The 18,115-nt window shown below is 72.9% G+C and carries 22 protein-coding genes; 5 read left to right on the top strand and 17 right to left on the bottom strand.

All coding sequences use genetic code 11. The annotated features are described in order from the left end of the window. The 3 genes from VG869_09805 to VG869_09795 all read right to left on the bottom strand — a co-directional run. Nucleotides 1-550 (bottom strand): enoyl-CoA hydratase/isomerase family protein (locus VG869_09805; GenBank protein ID HEV3451489.1); only part of this gene is annotated, 550 nt, incomplete at its 3' end. Between the two features lie 11 nt (nt 551-561). Then, the gene (locus VG869_09800; GenBank protein HEV3451488.1) at nt 562-1,083 is read right to left on the bottom strand and encodes an adenylate/guanylate cyclase domain-containing protein; all 522 of its coding nucleotides are present in this window, start codon (nt 1,081-1,083) and stop codon (nt 562-564) included. A 62-nt stretch (nt 1,084-1,145) separates the two neighbouring features. Continuing rightward, on the bottom strand, nt 1,146-1,829 hold the full coding sequence (locus VG869_09795; protein ID HEV3451487.1) for an alpha/beta family hydrolase: 684 nt from the start codon (nt 1,827-1,829) through the stop codon (nt 1,146-1,148). Between the two features lie 110 nt (nt 1,830-1,939). On the opposite strand from VG869_09795, the gene VG869_09790 reads away from it, so the two are divergent. From VG869_09790 to VG869_09780, 3 genes are read left to right on the top strand one after another with little or no spacing between them, the layout of a single operon-like run. Next, nucleotides 1,940-3,214, top strand: coding sequence for a glycosyltransferase family 4 protein (locus tag VG869_09790; protein HEV3451486.1), 1,275 nt, complete (start codon nt 1,940-1,942; stop codon nt 3,212-3,214). Next, nucleotides 3,208-3,930 (top strand): class I SAM-dependent methyltransferase, encoded by a 723-nt coding sequence (locus VG869_09785; protein HEV3451485.1) that lies wholly within the window; start codon nt 3,208-3,210, stop codon nt 3,928-3,930. The genes VG869_09790 and VG869_09785 overlap by 7 nt, the downstream gene beginning before the upstream one ends. Beyond that, the gene (locus tag VG869_09780; GenBank protein HEV3451484.1) at nt 3,927-5,045 is read left to right on the top strand and encodes a prenyltransferase; all 1,119 of its coding nucleotides are present in this window, start codon (nt 3,927-3,929) and stop codon (nt 5,043-5,045) included. Before VG869_09785 ends, VG869_09780 begins: the two co-directional genes overlap by 4 nt. Here VG869_09780 and VG869_09775 read toward each other — a convergent pair. Both VG869_09775 and VG869_09770 read right to left on the bottom strand, forming a co-directional pair. Continuing rightward, nucleotides 4,984-5,613 carry a class I SAM-dependent methyltransferase gene (locus VG869_09775; GenBank protein ID HEV3451483.1) on the bottom strand — a complete coding sequence of 210 codons (630 nt, stop codon included), beginning with the start codon at nt 5,611-5,613 and terminating at the stop codon, nt 4,984-4,986. The two genes, VG869_09780 and VG869_09775, sit on opposite strands and share 62 nt — an antisense overlap. 163 nt (nt 5,614-5,776) lie before the next feature. After that, nucleotides 5,777-7,408: a methylmalonyl-CoA mutase family protein gene (locus tag VG869_09770; GenBank protein ID HEV3451482.1), complete on the bottom strand. Its 1,632-nt coding sequence runs from the start codon at nt 7,406-7,408 to the stop codon at nt 5,777-5,779. A gap of 74 nt (nt 7,409-7,482) precedes the next feature. Between VG869_09770 and VG869_09765 the strand changes: the two genes are divergently transcribed. Further along, complete coding sequence (locus VG869_09765; protein ID HEV3451481.1) at nt 7,483-7,854, top strand: limonene-1,2-epoxide hydrolase family protein; 372 nt, start codon at nt 7,483-7,485, stop codon at nt 7,852-7,854. A gap of 33 nt (nt 7,855-7,887) precedes the next feature. On the opposite strand, the gene VG869_09760 is transcribed toward VG869_09765, so the two are convergent. Beyond that, nucleotides 7,888-8,664, bottom strand: coding sequence for an SDR family NAD(P)-dependent oxidoreductase (locus VG869_09760; protein ID HEV3451480.1), 777 nt, complete (start codon nt 8,662-8,664; stop codon nt 7,888-7,890). A 97-nt stretch (nt 8,665-8,761) separates the two neighbouring features. On the opposite strand from VG869_09760, the gene glpX reads away from it, so the two are divergent. Beyond that, nucleotides 8,762-9,748 carry a class II fructose-bisphosphatase gene (glpX, locus tag VG869_09755; protein HEV3451479.1) on the top strand — a complete coding sequence of 329 codons (987 nt, stop codon included), beginning with the start codon at nt 8,762-8,764 and terminating at the stop codon, nt 9,746-9,748. 15 nt (nt 9,749-9,763) lie between these two features. On the opposite strand, the gene VG869_09750 is transcribed toward glpX, so the two are convergent. From VG869_09750 to VG869_09700, 11 genes are all read right to left on the bottom strand, one after another. Continuing rightward, nucleotides 9,764-10,693, bottom strand: coding sequence for a hypothetical protein (locus tag VG869_09750; GenBank protein ID HEV3451478.1), 930 nt, complete (start codon nt 10,691-10,693; stop codon nt 9,764-9,766). Nucleotides 10,694-10,709: 16 nt separating this feature from the next. Then, nucleotides 10,710-11,123, bottom strand: coding sequence for an ATP synthase F1 subunit epsilon (gene atpC / locus VG869_09745; GenBank protein HEV3451477.1), 414 nt, complete (start codon nt 11,121-11,123; stop codon nt 10,710-10,712). Nucleotides 11,124-11,126: 3 nt separating this feature from the next. After that, nucleotides 11,127-12,569 carry a F0F1 ATP synthase subunit beta gene (gene atpD, locus VG869_09740; protein HEV3451476.1) on the bottom strand — a complete coding sequence of 481 codons (1,443 nt, stop codon included), beginning with the start codon at nt 12,567-12,569 and terminating at the stop codon, nt 11,127-11,129. Between the two features lie 15 nt (nt 12,570-12,584). Beyond that, nucleotides 12,585-13,529 carry a F0F1 ATP synthase subunit gamma gene (locus tag VG869_09735; GenBank protein HEV3451475.1) on the bottom strand — a complete coding sequence of 315 codons (945 nt, stop codon included), beginning with the start codon at nt 13,527-13,529 and terminating at the stop codon, nt 12,585-12,587. Nucleotides 13,530-13,593: 64 nt separating this feature from the next. Next, on the bottom strand, nt 13,594-15,204 hold the full coding sequence (atpA, locus tag VG869_09730; GenBank protein HEV3451474.1) for a F0F1 ATP synthase subunit alpha: 1,611 nt from the start codon (nt 15,202-15,204) through the stop codon (nt 13,594-13,596). Further along, the gene (gene atpH, locus VG869_09725) at nt 15,204-15,737 is read right to left on the bottom strand and encodes an ATP synthase F1 subunit delta (protein ID HEV3451473.1); all 534 of its coding nucleotides are present in this window, start codon (nt 15,735-15,737) and stop codon (nt 15,204-15,206) included. Before atpH ends, atpA begins: the two co-directional genes overlap by 1 nt. Beyond that, complete coding sequence (gene atpF / locus VG869_09720; protein ID HEV3451472.1) at nt 15,734-16,282, bottom strand: F0F1 ATP synthase subunit B; 549 nt, start codon at nt 16,280-16,282, stop codon at nt 15,734-15,736. Before atpF ends, atpH begins: the two co-directional genes overlap by 4 nt. A 9-nt stretch (nt 16,283-16,291) precedes the next feature. Next, a complete protein-coding gene (gene atpE / locus VG869_09715) occupies nt 16,292-16,555 on the bottom strand; it encodes an ATP synthase F0 subunit C (protein HEV3451471.1) in 264 nt (87 codons plus the stop codon). Nucleotides 16,556-16,567: 12 nt separating this feature from the next. Then, entirely contained in the window at nt 16,568-17,350 is a 783-nt protein-coding gene (gene atpB / locus VG869_09710; protein HEV3451470.1) for a F0F1 ATP synthase subunit A, read from the bottom strand. An 11-nt stretch (nt 17,351-17,361) separates the two neighbouring features. Beyond that, nucleotides 17,362-17,787, bottom strand: coding sequence for an ATP synthase subunit I (locus VG869_09705; protein ID HEV3451469.1), 426 nt, complete (start codon nt 17,785-17,787; stop codon nt 17,362-17,364). Further along, complete coding sequence (locus tag VG869_09700) at nt 17,766-18,026, bottom strand: AtpZ/AtpI family protein (GenBank protein ID HEV3451468.1); 261 nt, start codon at nt 18,024-18,026, stop codon at nt 17,766-17,768. Before VG869_09700 ends, VG869_09705 begins: the two co-directional genes overlap by 22 nt. Nucleotides 18,027-18,115: the final 89 nt, after the last annotated feature.

Raw genomic sequence — 18,115 nt, 5'->3', positions numbered from 1 at the left:
TGTCGATGCGCGCCGCGGTGACGATCAGCTGCAGCGCCTTCGACGGGCCGACGATCCGCGGCAGCCGCTGGGTGCCACCCAGGTCCGGGAGGATCCCGTACCGGTGCTCGAGCAAGCCAAGCTGGGCGCCGTGCGCGACGACCCGGAGGTCGCACGCGAGCGCGAGCTGGAGCCCGGCGCCGAGGGCGTACCCGCGGATCGCGGCGATCGTCGGGTACGGCGCCTCGGCCAGCCACGTGAAGGTGTCCTGGACGGCGAGGATCCCCGCCACGGTCGGGTCGGGATGCCCACCCTCGCCGACCTCGAGCACCGACTGACCCGTCCCCTCGGTGAACACCGACGTGTCGATGCCGCTCGAGAAGGCTCGGCCGTCGCCGACGACGACGACGACCCGCAGGGTGGCGTCGGCCCCGACGCGGCGGCCGAGGTCACCGAGCTCGCGCCACATCGACACCGTGAACGCGTTCAGCTTCTCGGGGCGGTGGAGCCGCAGCCACCCGACCGGGCCTCGACGCTCGAACCGGAGCGTCTCGTAGCTCGGCTCGGGCACAGCCGGTGAGGCTATCCGCGGCCTCCGGCGACCGGGACCGCCACACCCGGCTCGATGCGCACGACGTGGACCGCGACCGGGAACCCGGAGATGTCGCGGGGCCCGACGGACTCGACGTCGGCCCAGGCGGGGACGGCGTCGGCGAGGTCGGCGGCGGCGAGCAGCTCCCGGGGCCGCGCGACGTCGCAGAGCCTCGCGGCCAGGTTCACGGGCCCGCCGATGTAGTCGTCCCCCTCGAAGAGGATGACGGCGCCGCCGGCCAGCCCGGCTCGGAGCGGCAGCCGGACGCCGGTCTCGGGCGCGCGGCCGGCGAGGTCGAGGATGGACTCGATGAGGGGCTCGCGGCTCGTGCTGACGAACATCGCCCCGTCACCGAGCCACTTGGCCACCCGCACCCCGTGGCTGGACCCGATCGACCGCACCGCGGCGCGAAAGCGCGTGAGGACGTCCACGGCGCGCTCGTCGCCGTGCGTGCTCGTGAAGTGCGTGAAGCCGCACAGGTCCACGAAGGCGAAGGTTCGGTCGACCCGCATGGAGCCAGTGTCGCAGCCGAGCGCGCGCGATCTCGAACAATTCTCCCGCCTTTACAAGGCGTTCACGACTTGTTCCCTGCCCCGGGAGGGCCCGGGAGCGAACGCACCCATGTGACGGAAGTCTCGGCGACCTCGGTGAGCACGTCGTCGACGGAGCGGCCGCTGGCCTTCAGGGGCCGGTAGCCGTGATCGGCGGACTCGAGCCAGTGGATCGTGACGGGCCCGGCGATCCGGCGGGCGGCTCGGGTCAGCTCGGGCCGGGGCGCGAGGGCGTCGCGGGTTCCGCTCACGAAGCAGACCGGCATCCGCAACGCGCCGAAGTGGCCGTCCCGGCGGCGATCGGGCCGGCCGGCGGGGTGCAGCGGGTACCCGAGGAGCAGCAGGCCGAGGGCGGGCACGGGGTCGTCGGGGTCGGCGGCGACGAGGGACCCGACCCGGCCGCCCATCGAGCGTCCGCCGAGGACGACGCGCTCGGGCGGCAGGTCGAGCCGGCGGGCGAGGGCCCGGGCCGCGTCGCGGGTGGCGGCGGCGAGGACCGGCAGCCGGTCGGGCGCCCGTCGCCCCGCGGCCTTGTACGGGTAGTCGAACCGCAGCGACGGGATCCCCGCCGCCGCGAGCGCGTCGGCGACGGCGACGAGGGCGGCGGCGCGGTGGTCCGATCCGGCGCCGTGCGCCAGGAGCACGGCCCGGTCCGCGCCCCGCCGGGGCCCTTGGAACGCCCGGGCCGGCTCGCCGGTCGGGCTCATCGCCCGCGGGCGCGGGTCACGTGCGGCTCCTGCACCGGTGTCACGATGCCGCGGGTCCACGCCGCAGCACAATCAGCGCCTCGGGGCGGGCCCACTAGGCTCTCGGCCTCATGTCGGCCCCCGAGCGTCTGCGCGTCGCGTACCTCGTGTACCGCGGCAACCCCCACTGCGGCGGCCAGGGTGTCTACACCCGGGAGCTGGTGCGCGAGCTCACCGACCTCGGCCACGACGTCACGGTCTTCTCGGGCCCGCCGTACCCGGAGCTGGCCGACCCAGGCCGCCTGGTCCGGGTCCCGAGCCTCGACCTCTACCGACCCGAGAACCCGTTCCGGGTCCCCTGGCCGTTCGAGCTGCGCACGTCGGTCGACCTGCGGGAGTTCGCCATCATGTGCGGGGCCGGGTTCCCCGAGCCGTACACGTTCAGCTTGCGCGCCCGCCGCCTGCTCGCCCGCCGCCGACGCGACTTCGACCTCGTGCACGACAACCAGTGCCTGGGCTCGGGCCTCGTCACGATGATGGAGCGGGACGGCTGGCCCGTGCTCGCCACGCTCCACCACCCGATCACCGTCGACCGCGACCTGGACCTTGCGCACGCCCCCGGCCCGTGGCGGCGCCTCACGCTGCGCCGCTGGTACGGGTTCCTCGACATGCAGATGGCCGTCGCCCGGCGCATCCCCCGCCTGCTCACGGTCTCGGAGTCGTCCCGGCGCGACATCGTGGAGCAGATGCACGTGGCCGCGGACCGGCTCCACGTCGTGCCGGTCGGCGTCGACCCGAGCGTGTTCCGGCCCGCCCCGGCCCCCCGCCGGGTCCGCGGTCGCATCATGACCACGGCCAGCGCCGACGTCCCCATGAAGGGCCTCGTGTACCTGCTCGAGGCCCTGGCCAAGGTGCGCACCGAGCGCGAGGACGCGCACCTGGTGGTCATCGGCCGCCCGAAGCCGAAGAGCTCGATCCCGCGTCGCGTCGAGCAGCTCGGCCTCACCGGGGTGGTCGAGTTCGTGAGCGGCGTGACGACCCAGGCCATCGTGGACCGGTACGCCGAGGCCGAGGTGGCGTGCGTGCCCTCGCTCTACGAGGGCTTCTCGCTGCCGGCGGTCGAGGCCATGGCTTGCGGCGTGCCGGTGGTGGGCACCACCGGCGGCGCGGTGCGGGAGGTGATCGGACAGCACGGGGAGACGGGGCTGCTCGTCCGGCCCCGCGACCCGTCGGCCCTCGCGGCGGCGCTCGTCCGCGCCCTCGACGACGCCGCCCTCCGGGACCGGATCGGGGCCGCCGGGCGAGCCCGCGTGCTCGAGCGGTTCACGTGGCGACGCACCGCCGAGGCGACCGCCGACCACTACCGGGCCCTCCTCGACGGGCCCGCCGGCGGCGCGGGGTGCTGACCGTCGACTTCGAGCGGCTCGGGGTCGGGCCCGGGGCCCGGGTCCTGGACCTCGGGTGCGGCGGAGGGCGCCACGCCTTCGAGGCCTGGCGTCGAGGCGCGACCGTCGTCGCCCTCGACCGGTCCGACGGCGAGCTCAAGGACGTCCTCGCCGTCGTCGGGGGGATGCTCGCCGCCGGCGAGCTGCCCGACGGCGCGCCGGGTGGGGCCGTGAACGCCGACGCGCTGGCGCTGGCGGCGCCGGACGCGGCCTTCGACACCGTCATCGCCTCCGAGGTCCTCGAGCACGTCTGGGACGACGCCGGTGCCATCGCCGAGCTGGTCCGGGTGCTCCGCCCGGGCGGGCGGATCGCGGTCACGGTCCCGACCCGGTGGCCGGAGCGCGTGTGCTGGGCCCTCGACCACCGCTACCACGACACCCCCGGCGGCCACGTCCGTATCTACCGGCAGCGCGACCTCGAGGCCAAGCTCGAGGCCGCCGGCTGCTGGCTACGCGGCTCGCATCACGCCCACGCCCTCCACTCGCCGTACTGGTGGCTGCAGTGCGCGCTGGGCGCCTTCGACCGCGTCGACCGCCCCTGGGCCGTCCGGCAGTACCACCGGCTGCTGGTCCGCCAGATCGAGGGCCGCGCCCCCGGCCTCGCCGCGCTCGAGCGGGCCTTGAACCCGGTGCTCGGCAAGAGCCTCGTCGTCTACGCGCAGCGGGTGCGCGCGTGAGCCGCCGCACGCCCCTCCCCGCGGTCGACGGCATCGTCAGCGCCGAGGACCTCCGGGCCACGGTCGACGCCATCGCCGCCACGCAGCTGCCGGACGGCAACATCCCGTGGAGCGCCGGCGACCACACCGACCCGTGGAACCTCGTCGAGGCGGCCATGGCCCTCGACGTGGGCGGCCGCCACGCCGACGCCGAGCGGGCCTACGACTGGCTCCGCTCGATGCAGCGCCCGGACGGCTGCTGGCACGCCTACTACGTCGGGCGCGCGGTCAAGGACCCGGCGCTCGACACCAACGTCACCTGCTACGCCGCCAACGGCGTGTGGCACCACTACCTGTCGACCGGGGACACCGCCTTCCTCGAGGAGTTCTGGGCCGTCGTGGAGCGGGCCGTCGACTTCGCGCTCTCGCTCCAGGCCGAGACCGGCGAGATCGCCTGGCGCGGCGACGACCCCGGCGACGGTGCGCTCCTCACCGGGTCGTCGAGCATCCACGCCAGCCTGCGCAGCGCGATCGCCATCGCCGAGCGGCTCGGCCACGAGCGCCCGGACTGGGAGCTGTCGCTGGGCTCCCTCGCCATCGCCGTCGCCCACCGGCCCGACGCGTTCCTCGACAAGGCCCGCTGGGCGATGGACTGGTACTACCCGATCCTCGGGGGGGTGCTCCGCGGCCACGCCGCCCACGCGCGTGTCGCCGCGTTCTGGGAGCGCTTCGTCGTGGAGGGCCGCGGGGTGCGGTGCGTGTCCGACCGCCCCTGGGTCACCGCCGCCGAGACCTGCGAGCTCGTCATGGCGCTCGACGCCGTCGGCCTCGACGACCAGGCCCGCGAGCTGTTCGCCTGGGTGCAGTTCCTGCGCGCCGACGGCGGCGGCTACTGGACCGGCGCCAACTTCGACGGGGAGCGGTTCGCCGGGCCGGGCGAGCTGTTCCCGGTCGAGCAGCCGACCTGGAACTCGGCCGCGGTCGTGCTCGCCGCCAACGCGCTCGGGGGCACCGGTGCCACCGCGGGGCTGTTCCGCGGCGAGGGGCTCCCGGTCGGCCTGACCCCCGAGGAGCTCATCGAGGCCGGCGCCGAGATCGAGCGCGAGCTCGCGACCCGCCCCCAGGGGCGGGACTGACGCCGGCGCGCAGCACCCGCAGCGACCCGGTGGTCGACACGGGCTCGAACCCGCCGGCCACCGCCCGCCGCCACACCTCGAACGGGGCCTGACCGCCGTCGGCCGGGTCCTCGAACACGTCGTGGAACACGAGGAGGCCGCCCGGGCGGACGTGTCGGGCCCAGCCCTCGTAGTCGCCGAGCGCGACGTCGAAGGCGTGGCCGCCGTCGATGAAGACGAGGCCCAGCGGCGTCGCCCAGTGCCGGGCGACGGTCGGCGAGTCGCCGACGACCGCGACGACGACGTCCTCGAGCTCGGCGGCGGCGATGGTGCGGCGGAACCACGGCAGGGTGTCGAGCCGGCCGGTCTCGGGGTCGACCAGGCGCTCGTCGTGCCACACCCACCCGGGCTGGTGCTCCTCGGAGCCGCGGTGGTGGTCGACGGTGAAGACCACGGTCCCCCGCTGGCGCGCCGCCGCGCCGAGGTAGATCGCCGACTTCCCGCAGTACGTCCCGATCTCGAGCAGCGGGCCGACCGCCGCCGCGGTGAGCGCCGCCTCGTGCAGCGCCAGCCCCTCCGCCTCGGGCATGAACCCGACGGCGGCACGCGCGTGCGCGAGCAGGCGGGGGTCCACCGGTCAGCCCGCGTCGACGCGGGCCGGGCGGCGCCGCTCGGGCTCGGGTCGACGGATCGTGGGCATCGTCGGGTGGCGGCCGGGCGGCTCCGCCGGCGGCCGGGCGCTCCTCCTGGCGTCAGATTACGGGGGTTTCGGTGTACCGACCGAACACGTCGGCGAGGGCACCCATGATCTCGCCGACCGTCGCGTCGGCGCGCACGGCGTCGAGCAGCGCCGGGAGGAGGTTCGTCGACGGCTCGGCCGCGTCGCCTCGCACGCGCGTCAGCGCCGCCTCGACCCGCTCGTCGACCCGCTCGGCCTTCATCGCCGCCAGCCGCTTCAGCTGCTGCTCCTCGACCTCGGGCCCGATGCGGAGCAGCTCTGGCGGCGGCTCGTCGCTGCCCTCGAGGAAGTCGGTGACCCCGACGACGGCGTGCCGGCCGTCGTTGCGCTTGCGCTCGAGCTCGTAGGCCGAGTCGGCGATGGCGCGCTGGAACCATCCCGTCTCGACCGCCCGGAGCACCCCGTCGAGCATCGACCCGTCGCCGAGGGAAACGAGGGTCGCGAACGTCGCCTCGGCCCGCCGCTCGAGCTCGTCGGTGAGCGCCTCCACGTACCACGACCCCCCGAGCGGGTCGGCGACGTTCGGCACCCGGCTCTCGAAGGCGAGGACCTGCTGGGTGCGGAGGGCCAGCCGGGCCGCCCGCTCGGTCGGGAGGGCCAGGGTCTCGTCCATGGCGTTGGTGTGGAGGCTCTGGGTCCCGCCGAGCACCGCGGCGAGGGCCTCCAGTGCGGTGCGGACCAGGTTCACCTCGGGCTGCTGGGCCGTGAGGGACACCCCGGCGGTCTGGGCGTGGAACCGGAGCTGGGTCGAGCGCTCGAGCTCGGCGTGGTAGCGGTCTCGCATCCAGCGCGCCCAGAGGCGGCGGGCGGCTCGGTACTTGGCGATCTCCTCGAAGAAGTCCACGTGGGCGTTGAAGAAGAAGGACAGCCGCGGCGCGAACTCGTCGACCGGGAGCCCGGCGGCGGCAACCAGCTCGACGTACGCGAAGCCGTTGGCGAGCGTGAACGCCAGCTCCTCGGCGGCCGTCGATCCGGCCTCGCGGATGTGATACCCGGAGATCGACACCGGGTGGAACCGCGGCATCTCAGCCGCGCAGAACCGGATGGTGTCGCTGACCAGCCGCATCGACGGCCGTGGCGGGAACACGAACTCCTTCTGGGCCTGGTACTCCTTCAGGATGTCGTTCTGCAGGGTGCCGCCGAGCTCGGCGCGCCGGGCGCCCGAGGCCTCGGCGGTCGCCACGTACATGGCGAGCAGCACCGGAGCGGGCGCGTTGATCGTCATCGACGTCGTGACCCGGCGCAGGTCGATCCCGGCGTAGAGGTCGCGCGCGTCGGCGAGCGAGTCGACGGCCACGCCGCACTTGCCGACCTCGCCGACCGCGAGCGGGTCGTCGGAGTCGCGCCCCATGAGGGTCGGGAGGTCGAACGCGGTGGACAGGCCGTCCCCGCCGGCGGCGAGCAGCTCGTGGAATCGACGGTTCGTGTCGGGGGCGATGCCGAAGCCCGCGAACATCCGCATCGTCCACAGCTTCGAGCGGTACATGGACGCGTAGGGGCCGCGCGTGTACGGGTAGAGGCCCGGTCGATCCTCGTCGGGCCCGTACACCGGCTCGACGGGGACGCCCGAGAGCGTCTCGAAGTCGGCGTCGCGTGACGGGGCCGCGTCGAACGCCGCCTGCCAGCGCTCGCGCGCGGTGCTCATCGCCCCCACGGTATCGGCTCGCCCCGGCTGCTACGGTCCGCCGCGACCCGAACGCGCGCCGCGGGAGGAACGCCATGAGCGCCGGAGCCGTCGTCACCGAGCTGATCCAGGCCAACGAGGCTCGGGATATCGAGGCCGTGCTCGCGGTCATGACCGACGACATCGAGTACGAGAACGTCGGCATGGGCGTCTGCACCGGCCACGACGAGGTGCGCGCCCTCCTCGGCCCGTTCCTGTCCGGCGCCGAGCGCGTCGCCTGGGAGGTGCTCGCGCAGCTCGAGCGCGGCGACACGGTCATGAACGAGCGCGTGGACCGGTTCTTCCTGCCGGGCGGCAAGCAGGTCGAGGCGCGGGTCGCCGGGTACTTCGAGGTGCAGGACGGCAAGGTGCGGCGCTGGCGGGACTACTTCGACACCGCCGCCCTGCTGCGAGACCTCCAGGGCTGACCGGGCCGCTCGACCCGGGCCCGGGCGACGCGATCAGGTCGGGGCGCCGGGGAACGTCGCCCGAAACTGGCCGGTGCCGGCCGTCACCCCGCCGTCGACGGGCAGGGCCACGCCGGTCACGAACGCGGCGGCCTCGCTCAGCAGGAACGCGATCACCGTCGCCACCTCGCCCGGCTCGCCGAAGCGGCCGAGCGGCACGTGGCTGCGCATCTCCTCGTAGAGGGCGGGGGCGTGCCGCTCCAGCGGGGTCGTCATGCCCGTGCCGCGGATCCCGCCCGGACACACCGCGTTCACGCGGATGCGGTCGGGGCCGAGGTCGATCGCGGCGCCGCGCACGAGGTTCACGACCCCGCCCTTCGAGGCGTTGTAGGCGCACAGCCCCGCGTCGCCGAACAGGCCCGAGACCGACGCGGTCACCACGACGCCGCCCCCGCCGGCCGCCCGCAGCGCCGGCACCGCGGCGCGCAGGCCGAGCATGACGCCGCGGAGGTTCACCGCGAGGATGCGGTCGAACTCCTCGACCGACTGGGTGTCGATCGACCCCGTGCTCGCCACGCCGGCGTTCAGGACCAGCCCGTCGAGGCGACCGAAGCGGCCGCGGGCCGTGTCCACGATCTCGGCGTTGCCGGCCTCGGTGGCCACGTCGGCCGGCACCGCGACGACGCCCTCGTCGGCGAGCGTCGCGAGGCCCTCGGCGTCGGCGTCGGCGGCCACGACCGACCAGCCGTCGGCGCGCAGCCGCGACGTGGTGGCTCGTCCGATCCCCGACGCCGCCCCGGTCACCGCCGCCACCCGGGGCTCGCTCGCCACGCCCGAACGTAGCCCGGGCCCACGGCGCCCGGCCGGGGTCGGGCGGCGGCGGCCGGGTTACCCTCGGGGCCCGCGACCCCGAGCCCGAGGACGGCCGATGGAACAGCGCGAGGCCCCCGACCGCAACCTGGCCATGGACCTGGCCCGGGTGACCGAGGCGGCGGCGCTGGCCGCCGGCCGGTGGGTCGGGCGGGGCGACAAGGAGGCCGCCGACCGGGCCGCGGTCGACGCCATGCGCCTGGTGCTCAACAGCGTCCCGATGGACGGGATCGTGGTCATCGGCGAGGGCGAGAAGGACGAGGCGCCGATGCTCTTCAACGGGGAGGCGATCGGCGCCGGCGGCCCCGCCACCGACATCGCCGTCGACCCGATCGACGGGACCACGCTCACCTCGCTCGGCCGGAACCACGCCATCTCCGTCATCGCGCTGGCCCAGCGGGGCACGATGTTCAACCCCGGCCCGTGCGTGTACATGGAGAAGATCGCCGTCGGGCCCGAGGCGGTCGACCTCATCGACTTGGACGCCCCGGTGGTCGCGAACCTCGAGGCGGTCGCGAAGGCCCGCGGCGAGCAGGTGAAGGACGTGACCGCGGTCATCCTGGACCGTGACCGGCACGCCGACCTGATCCGCCAGTGCCGGGAGGCCGGCGCCCGGATCCGGCTCATCCCCGACGGGGACGTGATGGGCGCCCTCGCCACGGGCTGGCCCGACAGCGGCTACGACATCCTCTTTGGGATCGGCGGCACCCCCGAGGGCGTGATCGCGGCCTGCGCGCTCAAGGCGCTCGGCGGCGCCATCCACGGCCGCCTCTACCCCCGCAACGACGACGAGCGCCGGGCCGCGCTCGACCAGGGCTACGACCTCGAGCGCGTGCTCAGCACCGACGACCTCGTCGGCGGCGACGACGTGTTCTTCGCCGCCACCGGCCTCACCGACGGCGACCTGCTCCGGGGGGTGCGCTACCGCGGCGACGGGGCGACCACCGAGTCGCTCGTGATGCGGGCCAAGAGCGGCACGATCCGCCGGATCCAGGCCAACCACACCTGGCACAAGCTGCTGCGGTACTCGTCCCTGCAGTACTGACCGCGCCGGTGGCGGTCAGGGGCGGCGGAGGTACTCCCAGGCCGCCGTCGAGGTCGCGGTGACGTCGAAGACCGAGCGGCCGACGGCCCGGTCGGCGCGCGCCGCCCGCGCGAAGCCCTCGTAGTCGGCCGTCGTCGAGCTGTCGGCGAGGCCGCCGATCGGCGCCACGAGCGCCCGCTCGTCGTGGAGGTCGCGGCGCAGCCGCCGGATGCTGTCGTCGGTGTACACGAAGGCGTCGCGGTACGAGCCGGCCCGGAAGCTCCAGTACGTCATCGGGAGCCACACGTCGACCGAGGACGCGAGCGCCCGGTACGGGAACGCGGGCCACAACCTCGGGTTCACCACCTCGAGCAGCGCCGCCGGGTAGACGATGGCGCCGATCGGGAGCGAGCCGGCGACCGACCGGAGGTGGCGGACGAGCGCGACGAGCCGGCCGTTGCGGTCGGTGACGTCGGGGACCTGCTGCGATTCGATGTCGAGGGCCAGGCCGTCGAACCGCTGCCCGGCGGCGCGGAACCGGAGCAGCGCCTCAAGGCGGGCCTGGTCGCGCGCCGGGTCGACCAGCTGCGGGTAGTACCACGCGACGACGCGGAGGCCCCGGGCGTGGGCCCGCCGCAGCATCGCCGAGACGAGCCCGGGGTCGACGACGAGGTCGGGCGCGCGGGGGTCGTCGATCGCGGCCTGCAGGTACAGCGTCCGGGCGCCGAGGGCGGCGAGGTCGTCGACGGTCGCGGGCACGACTGGTGGGGGCCCCGGCTGGTGGAGGAAGGACGGGACGTAGTCGAAGACCGAGACCCAGGCCCCGAGCCGGGCGTACGGTCCCGGATCGGCCGAGGCCGCCGCGGCGCCGATCGCGGGAACGGCCGTGGCGACCATCGAGACGAGCGCGGCGACCAGCGCCAGCCGCGCTCGGGCCGCGTCCCGGCGGCGACGTCGGCTGGCCACGGACGCGGGTGTCGCCCTACGGCGTGGCGGCGCCCGCGACGTCGAGGCGGAGCTCGGCGCGGGCGAGCGCGGCCGCGGCCTCCTCGTCCTCCTCGTTCGCGGTGAGCTCGGCCTCGGCGCGGGTCCGGGCCGCCTGGGCCCGGCCGACGTCGATCTGCTCGGGAAGCTCGGCGACGTCCGACAGCACGATCACGCGGTCGTGGCTCACCTCCACGAACCCGCCGTGCACGGCCACGGCCTGCTCACCGCCGCCCGGGAGCAGGGCGCGGACCTTCGCCACCCCGAGCGCCCCGAGGAACGGGACGTGCCCGGGCAGGAACGCGATCTCGCCGTCGGAGGTGCGGCACACCAGCATCTCGGCCTGGCCCTCGTACAGCACCCGCTCGGGCGAGACGACCTGCACGTCCAGGGTCGGGTTGGCGTCCGCCACCGGCTAGGTCTCCTGGAGGGTCTTGGCCTTCGCGAGCACGGTCTCGACGCCACCCACGTTGAAGAACGCCTGCTCGGGCACCTCGTCGAGCTCGCCCTTGGCCACCGCCTCGAAGCTCTCGACCGTCTCCTCGATCGGGACGTAGATGCCCTTGAGGCCGGTGAACACCTCGCCCACAAAGAACGGCTGCGACAGGAACCGTTGGATCTTCCGGGCCCGGGACACGGTGAGCTTGTCCTCCTCCGAGAGCTCGTCGATGCCGAGGATGGCGATGATGTCCTGCAGCTCCTTGTACCGCTGGAGGATCTCCTGCACCCGCAGCGCCACCGCGTAGTGGCGGTCACCGACGATCTCCGGCGTCAGGATGTTCGACGTCGACGACAGCGGGTCCACCGCCGGGTAGATCCCCAGCGCGGCGATCTGTCGGCTGAGCTCCGTCGTCGCGTCGAGGTGGGTGAAGGTCGTGAACGGCGCTGGGTCGGTGTAGTCGTCGGCAGGGACGTACACGGCCTGCAGGGAGGTGATCGAGTGGCCCTTCGTGGACGTGATCCGCTCCTGCAGCTCCCCCATCTCGTCGGCGAGCGTCGGCTGGTACCCGACCGCCGAGGGCATGCGCCCCAGCAGCGTCGAGACCTCGGAGCCGGCCTGCACGAACCGGAAGATGTTGTCGATGAACAGCAGCACGTCCTGGTTCTTGACGTCGCGGAAGTACTCGGCGACCGTGAGCGCCGACAGCGCCACCCGGAGCCGCACGCCCGGGGGCTCGTCCATCTGGCCGTAGACGAGCGCGGCCTTGTCGATGACCCCCGACTCCTGCATCTCGAGCCACAGGTCGGTGCCCTCGCGGGTCCGCTCGCCGACACCGGCGAAGACGGACACGCCGCCGTGCTGGGTGGCGACCCGGTTGATCATCTCCAGGATGATGACGGTCTTGCCGACCCCGGCGCCGCCAAAGAGCCCGATCTTGCCGCCCTGCACGTAGGGCTCGAGCAGGTCGACGACCTTGATGCCGGTCTCGAACAGGACCGAGCGCGGCTCGAGCTGGTCGAACGGCGGGGCCTCGCGTCGGATCTCCCACCGGTCCTCGATGCCGGTGAGCTGGTCGGCGGTCGTGTCGAGCGGCTCCCCGATGACGTTGAAGACGTGGCCGAGCACGCCCTCGCCGACCGGCATGGTGATGCCACGGCCGGTGTTCCGGACGAGGGTGCCGCGCTTCAGGCCGTCGGTCGGCTTCATGCAGATGGCCCGCACGCGTGATTCGCCGAGCTGCTGGGCGACCTCGGCGACGACGGTGATGGTCTCGCCCTCGAGCTCGATGTCCATCTCCACGGCGGTGTTGATCTCGGGTATCGCGTCGGCCGGGAACTCGACGTCGACGACCGGGCCCGCGATCGCGACGACGCGACCCTCCTTCAGCTTGGTGTCCGGCTCCGCGGTCGTGGTCATGACGCTCCTTGGCGGTCAGTCGTGGACGAGCATGCGGTCGGGCTCCGGCTCGGGCTCGACCTGGGGTTGGCGCAGGGCCTCGGCGCCGCCGACGACGTCCATGATCTCGGTCGTGATGGCGTCCTGTCGGGCCCGGTTCATGACCCGGGTGAGGCTCACCATGAGGTCGTCGGCGTTGTCCGTCGCGGCCTTCATGGCCCGCTGCCGAGCCGCGTGCTCGGACGCGGCCGAGTTCAGCAGCGCGGCGTAGATGCGCGCCTCGACGTAGCGAGGCAGCAGCCGCTCGAGGATGGTCTCGGGGGACGGCTCGAACTCGTACGCCGGGCTCACGTGCTCGGGCGTCGGGGGCTCGACGCCGCCGGCGAGGACCTCCTCTTCGAGGGGCATCAGCGGCCGGACCAGCACCTCCTGGCTGCCCACCGACACGAACCTCGTGTAGATGACCTCGACCAGGTCGTACTCGCCGGCGAGGAACGGTCCCTCGACGGCGCGCGCGACGGTGCGAGCGTCCTCGTAGCTGGGCTGGTCGGAGAAGCCGGTGAAGGTGGCGTCGATGCGGAAGTTCCGGAACCGGAAGTAGCTCTCCGCCTTGCGTCCGACGAGGATGAGTCCGTAGTCATGTCCGGCGGTGGCGTGCTCGCGCAGCGTGCCCTCGGCGGCACGGGTGATGTTCGAGTTGTAGGCGCCGCAAAGGCCCCGGTCGGCGGTGATCACCACGTGGGCGACCTTGCGGAGCTCGGGTCGTGGGGTGAGGAGGGGGCTCTCGACGGCGGCGCCGGCCGAGGCCAGGTCGTGCACCACCTGGGTGATCGTGTCCGAGTAGGGGACGGCGGCGTGCACCCGCGCCTGGGCGCGGACGATGCGGCTGGCGGCGATCAGCTCGAAGGCTCGAGTGATCTTCTTCGTGGACTGGATGCTGCGGATCCGCCGGCGAAGGATGCGCTCCTGGCCACCCGCCATCTACGCCTGCCACCCGGGCGGTCGCGGCCGCTGGCCTCGCGGTGCTCTGTCCGTCACGGTCCTGCTACTCGGTCTGGAGGGTCTTGTCCGATTCGGGCTCGCCAGGAGCCTCGGCGTCCGACGCCGCCGGCTCGGCGTCCGACCCGGGCCGCCCAGCGGGGGTGGTGGCGAGGAAGTCGGCCCGGAAGTCCTCGATGGCAGCGCGGATGGCGCCGTCGTCCGGGAGCGCGCCGGTGCTGCGGATCTCCGTGAGCACGCCGCCGTGACGGGCCCGGAACCAGTCGAGCAGGTCTCGCTCGAAGCGCCGGATGTCCTCGACGGGGAGGTCGTCGACGAGGCCGTTCGTGCCCGCGTAGATGACGATGACCTGCTCCTCGACCGGCATCGGGGAGTTCAGCGGCTGCTTGAGCAGCTCGACGAGGCGCTCGCCCCGGTCGAGCTGCGCCCGCGACACCGCATCGAGCTCCGAGCCGAAGGTCGCGAAGGCCTCGAGGTCACGGAACTGGGCCAGGTCGATCTTCAGGGTGCCAGAGACGCTCTTCATGGCCTTGATCTGGGCGGCGCCGCCGACCCGCGACACCGAGATGCCGACGTCGATGGCCGGCCGGACGCCGGACTTGAACAGGTCGTCGACCAGGTAGATCTGCCCGTCGGTGATCGAGATCACGTTGGTCGGGATGTACGCGGAGACGTCACCGGCCTTCGTCTCGATGATCGGCAGCGCCGTGAGCGACCCGCCACCTTCCTGGTCGTTCAGCTTCGCCGCTCGCTCGAGGAGCCGGCTGTGCAGGTAGAAGACGTCGCCCGGGTACGCCTCGCGGCCGGGTGGCCGCCGGAGCAGCAGTGACACCTGCCGGTACGACTCGGCCTGCTTCGAGAGGTCGTCGTAGACGATGAGTGCCGCCTCGCCGTGCTCCATCCAGTGCATGCCCATGGCGCAGCCGGAGTACGGCGCCAGGTACTTGAACACCGCCTGCTCCGCCGCGGGGGCGTTGACCACGACCGTGTACTCCATCGCGCCGTGCGATTCGAGGGTGGCGACGGTCTGGGCCACCGAGGAGCCCTTCTGGCCCACCGCGACGTAGATGCACTTCACGCCGGTGCCGCGCTGGTTGAGGATGGTGTCGACGGCGACCGTGGTCTTCCCGGTCTTGCGGTCGCCGATGATGAGCTCGCGCTGACCGCGCCCGATCGGCGTCATGGCGTCGATGGCCTTGATGCCGGTCTGCAGCGGCTCGTGCACCGGGCGCCGGTGGACGATCCCGGGCGCCTGGACCTCCAGGCGCCGGAAGGTCTCCGTCGTCACCGGCCCCTTCCCGTCGACGGGCTGGCCGAGCGGGTTCACGACCCGCCCGAGCAGCGCGTCCCCCACCGGGACCGAGAGGATCCGGCCCGTCGCCTGCACCGTGTGGCCCTCTTCGACCTCGTCGCCTTCCCCGAGCACGACGGCGCCGATCGAGTCCTCGTCGAGGTTCAGGGCGAGCCCGAGGGTGCCGCCGCCGAACTCGAGCAGCTCGTTGACGGCCGTCTCGGGGAGGCCGGCGACCCGTGCGATTCCGTCCCCGACCTCGAGCACGCGACCGACCTGGGCCTTCGTGACCCCAGGCGAGAACGACGCGACGTGCTCGCGCAGCGCGGCGGCGATCTCCTCGGCGTTGATGGTCAACTCCGCCATCAGAGCTGCTCCTTCAGCTGTTCCAGCCGGTGACGGACGCTGCCGTCGATCACGACGTCACCGACCCGAGCGACGATCCCCCCGAGCACGCTCGGGTCGATGACGACCTTCACGTCGACCTGCTTGCCGGTGGCTCGACCGAGCGCGACGGCCAGCCGGCGCTGCTGCTCAGCGTTGAGGGGGACCACCGTGCGCACCTCCGCGACCTCGCGCTCGCGCTCGGCGGCGGCGAGCTCGACGAACCGGTCGACGATCGCGGGCAGGTCGGCGGCGTGACCACCGGTGATCACGAGCGCGGTCAGGGCCACGCTGGCCGCGAGCGCTTTGCCCTCCATGAGGTCGTCGACGACCGAGAAGCGACGCTCGACCGGGAGCCCCGGGTCCGTGAGGGCGACGCGCAGATCGTCGGAGCTCTCGAAGGTGCGGGCGAACCGGAACAGGTCGTCCTCGATGTCCGCCAATGGGCCCTCGCCGCGGGCGACGTCGAGCATGGCGTGCGCGTACGCCTCGATCCGGTCCCGGTCGCGAGTCATCGGCGACGCCGAGATCCGTTGCCGTTGCCGACCGAGTTGATGTACTGCTCGATGAGCTGCAGCTGCGTGTCGTGGTCGAGGTTGCGCTCCACGATCTTCTCCGCCAGGTCCACGGAGAGCGATGCGACCTCCGACCGCAGCTCGGTGAGGGCCCGCTCGCCGGCCAGTCGGGAATCCTCCTGGGCCCGGCCCCGCAGCTCGGCGGCGTCCCGCTCCGCGCGCGCGATCAGGTCCCGGCGGACCTCCTCCGCGGCCTGGCGGCCCTGCTCGATGATGCGGGTCGCCTCCGAGCGGGCGTCGGCCAGCTGCCGGTGGTACTGCTCGAGCGTCTGCTCGGCCTCGGTCCGGGCCCGCTCCGCTCGCTCGAGGTCGGACCGGATGCGGTCCTCCCGGGCCTGCAGGCCCTTCCGCACCGCCGGGAATGCGAACTTGGACAGGATGACGAGGACGAAAGCGAACGCGATGACCGTCCAGATGATCTCCTTGGCGTCGGGGATGATCGGATTCTTGGCCGTGACATTCGCAGCGAGTACGAGCGGGTGCACGATCGCCTCCTAGCCGCTCTTGGCGAGGAAGAAGAGGACGAAGCCGAACAGCGCCAGCGCCTCGGCGAAGGCGACGCCCAGGAACATGGTGGTGCGGATCGGCCCCTGCATCTCGGGCTGACGGGCCATGGCCTGGATGGCCGACCCGACGACGTAGCCGATGCCGATGCCGGGTCCGATGGCGGCGGCACCGTACGCGATGCCAGCGCCGATGGACTGGAGGCCGGATTTGAGCTCACCGGGCTGCTGCGCGGCGAGGATCAACAGTCGCATGCTCTCTGTCTCCTAGTGCTCGGGGTGAAGGGACTCGCCCACGTAGACGGCCGTGAGGATCGTGAAGATGTACGCCTGGAGGACGACCACCAGGATCTCGAAGAGGATGACGGCGATGTCGAGGGCGACGAGGAACGGGAGCAGCGGCGCCTCAGGGATGCTCGTGGTCCACGTCGCCGCCGCCAGCAGCGCCACCGCCGTCAACAGGATGTGACCCGCCATCATGTTGGCAAGGAGTCGGACGCTCAGCGAGAACGGCCGAACCATGAACTTGGAGATGAACTCGATCGGCACGACCAGGACGAGCATCGCCTTCGGGACGCCGGGCGGGACGATCGAGCCCTTGAAGTAGCGCCACGGGCCCTGCACCGCCACGCCGACGACGATCATGATGATGTACGACTGGAGGGCGAGGTAGAAGGGGACCGCCATCCGGGAGGTCGGCGGGAACTGGATGATCGGGATGATCTCCCAGATGTTCAAGAAGAGGATGAAGAAGAAGAGCGAGGCCATGAACGGCGACCACCTCGCCGCGTCGGGCCCGATGACGTCGCGGACGATGCCCCGGTCGACGAAGTCCCACCCCATCTCGCACAGGTTCTGCAGGCCTCCCGGCACGAGGCGCATCTTGCGGGTGCCGGCGATGAACAGGCCGGTCAACGAAATGCTCGACACGAGCATGAGCAAGACCGTCTTGTTGATCCCGAACGGCGTGTTGCTGAACAGGAAGAACTTCCAGCGGAACAGCTCGTCGATGGGGGGGAAGTTGAAGCCGCCGAGGACGGGGACGGACACGAGTCGCCTCCCTACTTCCGAGCCGGCTTGAGGCCGGGCGTCGCCAGGGAGAAGCTCACGAACCGCAGCTCCCATGTGACGAGCACCAGGTGGGAGACGGCGATCGTCACCACGAGGACCGGGATGTTCACCCAGGACACCTGCTGGAGGGCGAGGACGACCCCGAGGATCAGGCCCAGGCGGAGGACGTAGCCCCCGAGCACCGTGCCGAGCACCGCCGACTGCGAGCGCCGGGCCGCGCCGGCGATGACCCGGGCCGAGGCGAGGAAGTTGGCCGCCACCAGCGCCAGGCCGACGGCGGCGCTGACCGCCCCGCCGAGCCCCCAGGCCAGGCCGGTCCCGACGAGGACGATCGGCGTGACGAGGGCCGCCCGCCGGGCCAGGTCCCGGGCGATCCCGGCCTCGTAGGCCACCTCTACGGCTGGCGTCGCGCCCACGGCTTTCCTTCGTCGTGGCGCGCCGCCCGCGCCTGGAACTCGTAGTAGTTCTTCACGAACACCCCGATCACCCCGAAGGCGGCCAGGCCGACCAGGAAGCCTGGCCCAGTTCCGAGCCGCCCGTCGAGGAACCAGCCGAGGGCGCCCAGCAGCACCGGTGGTCCGATCATCTCGATCGCCTGGGCCAAGCCGTCGCCGAACCCGCTCTGCCACGGCGGCGGCCGGTGCCGTCGGTCCACCTCGGGTGGCTCCCTCTACGGACCCGGGCCCGGCTCGAGAACCGGGCGCTTGTGAATTCTTTCTCAAAGTACCGGACGGCCCCGGGCCG

Source organism: Acidimicrobiia bacterium (genome assembly GCA_035948415.1).
Taxonomy (GTDB): domain Bacteria; phylum Actinomycetota; class Acidimicrobiia; order IMCC26256; family PALSA-555; genus PALSA-555.
The sequence above is the reverse complement of the archived record's forward strand: the minus strand, read 5'-3'. Positions and strand labels throughout refer to the sequence as shown.